This is a genomic window from Oleiagrimonas sp., assembly GCF_027858935.1.
Classification (GTDB): Bacteria; Pseudomonadota; Gammaproteobacteria; order Xanthomonadales; family Rhodanobacteraceae; genus Oleiagrimonas.
Genome location: NZ_JAQIBU010000144.1, coordinates 1 through 5,292 on the forward strand (window position 1 = coordinate 1; position 5,292 = coordinate 5,292).

At 59.5% G+C, this 5,292-nt stretch carries 5 protein-coding genes and 1 pseudogene; 2 read left to right on the forward strand and 4 right to left on the reverse strand.

Annotation, left to right across the window (positions count from 1 at the left end):
- Positions 1-158 precede the first annotated feature (158 nt).
- On the reverse strand, positions 159-680 hold the full coding sequence (locus tag PF446_RS05345) for a DUF4396 domain-containing protein (protein ID WP_343224658.1): 522 nt from the start codon (positions 678-680) through the stop codon (positions 159-161).
- Between the two features lie 132 nt (positions 681-812).
- Here PF446_RS05345 and PF446_RS05350 point away from each other — a divergent pair, with 132 nt between their 5' ends.
- Both PF446_RS05350 and PF446_RS05355 read left to right on the forward strand, forming a co-directional pair.
- The gene (locus PF446_RS05350; protein ID WP_298070216.1) at positions 813-1,343 is read left to right on the forward strand and encodes an NnrS family protein; all 531 of its coding nucleotides are present in this window, start codon (positions 813-815) and stop codon (positions 1,341-1,343) included.
- 7 nt (positions 1,344-1,350) lie between these two features.
- Positions 1,351-2,604, forward strand: a complete 1,254-nt coding sequence (locus tag PF446_RS05355) for a divalent metal cation transporter (protein WP_298070217.1) — start codon at positions 1,351-1,353, stop codon at positions 2,602-2,604.
- Positions 2,605-2,809: 205 nt separating this feature from the next.
- On the opposite strand, the pseudogene PF446_RS05360 reads toward PF446_RS05355, so the two are convergent.
- The 3 genes and pseudogenes from PF446_RS05360 to PF446_RS05370 all read right to left on the reverse strand — a co-directional run bounded on the left by PF446_RS05360 (position 2,810) and on the right by PF446_RS05370 (position 5,118).
- Positions 2,810-3,807 (reverse strand): annotated as a pseudogene (locus PF446_RS05360) (IS5 family transposase).
- A 58-nt stretch (positions 3,808-3,865) separates the two neighbouring features.
- Entirely contained in the window at positions 3,866-4,552 is a 687-nt protein-coding gene (locus PF446_RS05365; protein ID WP_298070218.1) for a c-type cytochrome, read from the reverse strand.
- A 110-nt stretch (positions 4,553-4,662) separates the two neighbouring features.
- Complete coding sequence (locus tag PF446_RS05370) at positions 4,663-5,118, reverse strand: hypothetical protein (RefSeq protein ID WP_298070219.1); 456 nt, start codon at positions 5,116-5,118, stop codon at positions 4,663-4,665.
- Positions 5,119-5,292 lie beyond the last annotated feature (174 nt).

Genomic DNA, 5,292 nt, shown 5'->3' on the forward strand with positions numbered 1-5,292 from the left:
TGCAGGCCAGATGTTTCACAAGTCCACCCGTACACGCGGGATCCGCCGATCAAAGACCAGCCTGCCGGGGACGCGAGGCATAGTGGCAGTGGCCTCGAACCTGCGCACCCACGAGTCGCCGATGTACGACGCATACAAGGCGCCTGGATAAAGGTCGTTCATGCAAGAAGTACTGCAAGAGCCAAGCCAAGCGCCAACAGCGCAATCGAAAGCATGGTCATTCCTGCAATAGCATCCCGGGATGCCTTTTTGCCTCTTGCGCGGTGCATGCTCTCCGGTTCGAGCGATGCCTTGTTCCCGACATGGCGCATGGCAGTTTTTTCATGCGCGAATGACCGTGCTTGATGATCTGGGTGTTGGCCCGGGGCACGCACCGTCATCATCCCGTGCTTCAAGTGTCTGGAGACCAGCCACCAGTTCATCGGGTAAGCCGTCACGAATCCCACCAGGAGAGACATCGACATCACAAACCAGAACGCGACGCCGGAGGGGTTGTGCGCGCCGGGCACATGCTTCATCGCCATCAGCATCGTCGGCACCATGCCGGCCATCAGTACGTTCCTACACAGCGATAGGAAGCTCAAGATTGATAGACGTGAGATTGAATTGCTGAATCCCGCAGGCCTACACCAGATTGGGCGGGCAGTCGGTGTAGGAATCGGTAGCAAGGTTTGTTTCAATCTTGCAAGGCTTCGCCTCAGTCGATCACTTGATATAGATCATGGTAGGCGCAGGTCACGGCGTGTCAGCATGAAGAATCATTCTCATTCATGCCGCAAGTATCATGCTCAAACCGCCATTCACCGAACAACATGCCGCCACCTTCGCTGAGATGCCGCGCTGCATCGTTTGTGTTTCTGGTTAGCGCGATCGCCGTGATATTGAGCATGACTTGGTGGACGCTGGAGCTGACTTGGCAGCCGTGGAAGGCGATGCGACCGGGGTTGTTGGCCGTGCTGTACCTGTCCTATGCATGGCTGCCGTTGGCGTTTGTGCTGTACGCCGTACAGGATGTGATCTACGCCAGCCGCGGTGAGCTGCTGTTTTACCGGGCGCCGCTGCATGCGCTGGCGATCGGCTATTTCGGCTCGATGCTGGTGGCCATGGTGACCCGGGTGAACCAGGGCCACTCCAGCAGGCCGCTGCAGATGGGCGCGGTGCTATGGCTGTGCTTCGGGCTGTTGCAGGGAGTAGCTCTGCTGCGCATTCTCGCGGAATTCGGCGGCGATGTGTTCTTGTGGCTGGCGCTCGCTGCCTGGGGCTGGTTGCTTGCCTTCCTGCTGTGGGTTTTGCGCTCAACCTGGATCTTTCTGACGCCGCAGTTAGACGGCAAACCAAGTTGATCTGTCCATGAGAGATTTCGTCACTGAAGTATCCATTCGCCGTCGCACACGGTGGGCCCGATTTGCGGCTGTGACGGGTCCGGGCATCGTGGTGATGCTCGCCGATACCGATGCAGGAAGCATCATTACCGCGGCACAGAGTGGCGCGCAAACGGGCTATCGTTTGCTGTTGTTGCAGGCGGTGATGATCCCGATACTGTTCGTCGTGCAGGAGCTCACGATTCGCCTCGGCGTGGTGACCGGCCATGGCCATGGCTATGCCATCCGCAAACATTTTGGTGCCCGCTGGGCTTGGGTATCGGTGTCGACCTTGCTGGTTGCCTGCGTAGGTGCCCTGATTACAGAGTTGAGCGGTATCGCCGGCGTCGGGGCACTCATTGGCATACCGGGCTGGCTCAGCATGACAATCGTGGTGGTCGGCCTTACGTTCATGGCGATCCAGGGATCTTATCTGACCGTCGAACGCATCGCGCTGGCGGTGGGCCTGTTTGAATGCGTGTTCCTGTTCGTGGCGTTCAGGGCCAAGCCGGACCTGCACACAGCGCTCGCTCAGGCATTCGATATACCCATCACGAATACCAAGTATTTGTACCTCGTTGCAGCCAATATCGGTGCAGTGATCATGCCGTGGATGGTTTTCTATCAACAATCGGCCGTGGTCGAGAAGGGCCTGGTGGTTGCCGACCTGCGCGCTGCTCGTTGGGATACGGCGATAGGGTCAGTCGTCACCCAACTGATCATGGGCGCCGTGCTGGTTGCTACCGCGGCGACCATCGGACGCAAGGCAACGGGGCAATCGCTGGATACGGTGCAGCAGATTGCGAACGCAGTCACACCTTTTCTTGGTCAGTTCAGCGGGACCATGATGTTTGCCCTGGGCATGATCGGTGCTTCTCTGGTTGCTACGATCGTGGTGACGCTTACGGCCGCCCGTGCTCTAGGAGAGATCATGGGTTTCAAGCACCAACTGGCGCAGAGTCCACGGGAGGCGCCTTGGTTCTATGTGGTTTACATGCTGACCCTGGTGCTCGGCGGACTTCTGGTGGTCTCCGGTATTGATCTGGTCAAGCTCAGCGTGGCCGTGCAGGTGATGAATGCACTGCTGCTGTTGATCGTGCTCGGCTTTCTCTTCATGTTGGCGCGGCGTGCGTTGCCCGAGCCATACAGGCTCAAGGGAGTCTATGCTGCCGTCGTTGCCGCCACGATCGCGTTGACTACCGGACTCGGACTTTACTCGGGAATTGCTGGGATATTCAGCTGATTTCGATCTCAAGGGATGGTCTGAATAACCCTCGCCTGTGCCAACGGACCGGTTCAGCATGAAGCACACGGCCTGACGACGATCATTCACGCCGTTTTTTGGGTCAGCAGTCGCTTGTTTTGTATGGCATCGCCGCGTTTGACCGCGGCGATGCGTCTTTCAGGCGCACCTATCCTGTCGCGGCCAGCAAGTGCTTGCGCGCCATCTACAGGTTAGCCAGCGCGAACAACGACAGCATCTGCGCACCGTTTTTGGCCAGTCCGCGATAGCGTGCCTTCACATGGCCAAACTGGCGCTTCACCACGCGGAACGGATGCTCGACCGCCGCACGGATCGATGCCTTGATGTGCTCGATCTGTTCGGTCAGAGCGCGCAAAGTCTCATCCTCAATCGCCTTGACCTTGCTGCGCTTGGCCGCGACATGCCACTTTCGCCCACGCTTGTCCGGTGCGTGCTTCTCGGCACCCGTGTAGCCGGCGTCTCCAAACACGGCGTTCTCTTTGCCGTGCAGCAAATCTACCACCTGGGTGACATCGCCCACGTTCGCCGCCGTCGTCACCACGCTGTGGACCAGGCCGGTGGCCTCGTCCACGCCAATGTGCGCCTTCATGCCGACGACGGCAGGGATGCCGGAGTTGAGGCAACGCAGGAGCAGTTGCCCGAATACCACTGGTTGCCTTTCTTGGTCTGACGCATCTCCGGATCACGCGCCTTGTCTCGATTCTTCGTCGAGGACGGTGCACCGAGAATGGTCGCGTCCACGATCGTTCCCCGCGACAATTTTAGGCCCTTGCTGTGTTGATGCCGATTTACCGCCTTGAACAGCTCTTTGGCCAGCCCCTGCCTTTCCAGCAAGTGGCGGAACTTGCACACCGTCGTCTCATCCGGCGCCGGCTCGCGCCCAAGATCAATCCCCACGAACCGCCGCATCGACGCCGAGTCGTACAAGGCCTCTTCCACGGCCGGATCGCTCAGCGCGTACCACTGTTGCAGAAAGTGGATACGCAGCATCCGCTCCAGACCCACCGGACGGCGACCACCTTCGGGGCGCGCCTTCGGTTAGAACGGTTCAATCACCGCGCACAGCTCCGACCACGGCACGACCTTGTCCATCTCGGCCAGGAACACGTCACGTCGAGTGGCCTTGCGGTGTGCTTCAAATCCGCCATCGGATTGCGTGGCCAAGGTCAGCTGATCGGGCATCGTCTACACTCTCTCGGACAGGTGCATGCTTCGACAGCGAAGCAAAATCAGAGTTTCCTTAGGGATGTGCAGCCACATAATGGGCGACAGCCTGGACCTGTCGTGCCGTCAGGGCGCCGGCGATGGGGGCCATAATGGTTGCCGGGCGCGTGCCATCGGCAAATGCGCGTAATTGGCCGACCACATAGTCGGCGTGCTGCCCGTAGAGCGAGGGTGCGCGGCGCCCAAACATCCCGCCCATCATGGACATGTGGCCCATGCCCATGCCGCCTCGCATATGCGCTGCCATGCCCCCCGTACCCGGAGAGTGGCATGCGGCGCAGGCGGGCACGTTGCCACTTGAAGTACCGTAAAGGAAGAGTCGGCGACCTTGCGCAATCAACGCATACGGACCGGGCGCGTCGCTACCGCGGGCCTGTGCAGCGAAGAAAGTTGCGGCATCTCTCAAATCTTCGTCCGCCAGGGCGGCCGCGATGGGGGCCATCACACTGGACGGCCGTGCACCATGCTTGAAGTCCACAAGCTGGCGATACATGTACACGGAGTTGAGTCCGGCTAACCGGGGGATCGCGGGCGTGGCGCTGTTGCCGTCGGCGCCATGACATGCGGCACAACGCGACGCGGCGATGTTCTGCCCATGTGCGGCGTTGCCCCCCAACGAGTCTCCAGTAATGGAACAGCCGGCCAGGAACGCAACCACGATAGCCACGAGCACCATGGCATGAAAACGTACGGAACCGAACATGCGTCGGTTCCCTCGCCAACGCCGGCAAGGCGGAAGACGCGCCAACGAGCGGTTATCTTCATCCTTGAATGACAAACGCCCAGGCGCGCTTCCAGCCACCAGGCAACGGCCTAGTTGCCGCATCCCATACCCTGCATCGCCTGCTGGTGCTGCATCATCTGGTTCATCATCATCTGCATCATCCGGCTGTTACCCATCATGCCGTCAGCACCACGCATATTGCCGCCCTGCATCATGCCGGGACCCATGCCGCCGGCGCCGCCCCGCATGCCACCTTGTCCCATCATCATGTGCAGAGTGTTCTGCATGGTGTGCATGTGATCAGCGAGCAGCTTCATGCGGGCTGCCTGATCGTGCGTGGAGCGCAGCTGCATCATCTGGGCGTGCATGACTTGCAAGTCCTTGTTGAATGCGGCTCGCGTTGCTGGGGCGATACTGTTATCCGTGGTGGCCTGGGCCTGGGCACCCGATGGACCTGATACGGCAGGAAGTGCTGTGCCGGCTATCACCAAGCCTGCTACTACGAAAGCGACCCTACGTTTCAATGTTTGGGTAGACATGAGCACGATCTCCTGTTTCTGAAATAATCAGGTGAGCGGTGGGCATAACGTTCATAAAGCAAATGAGTAAAAAGAGACTTCCTCCCCTTTCGGCCTCGAGGGCCATGATGGTGATGCTGGTCAACCTTCACTCGAAGAGGAAGTCTCCATGAGCACTATAACCATTGGCGTGGATTTGGC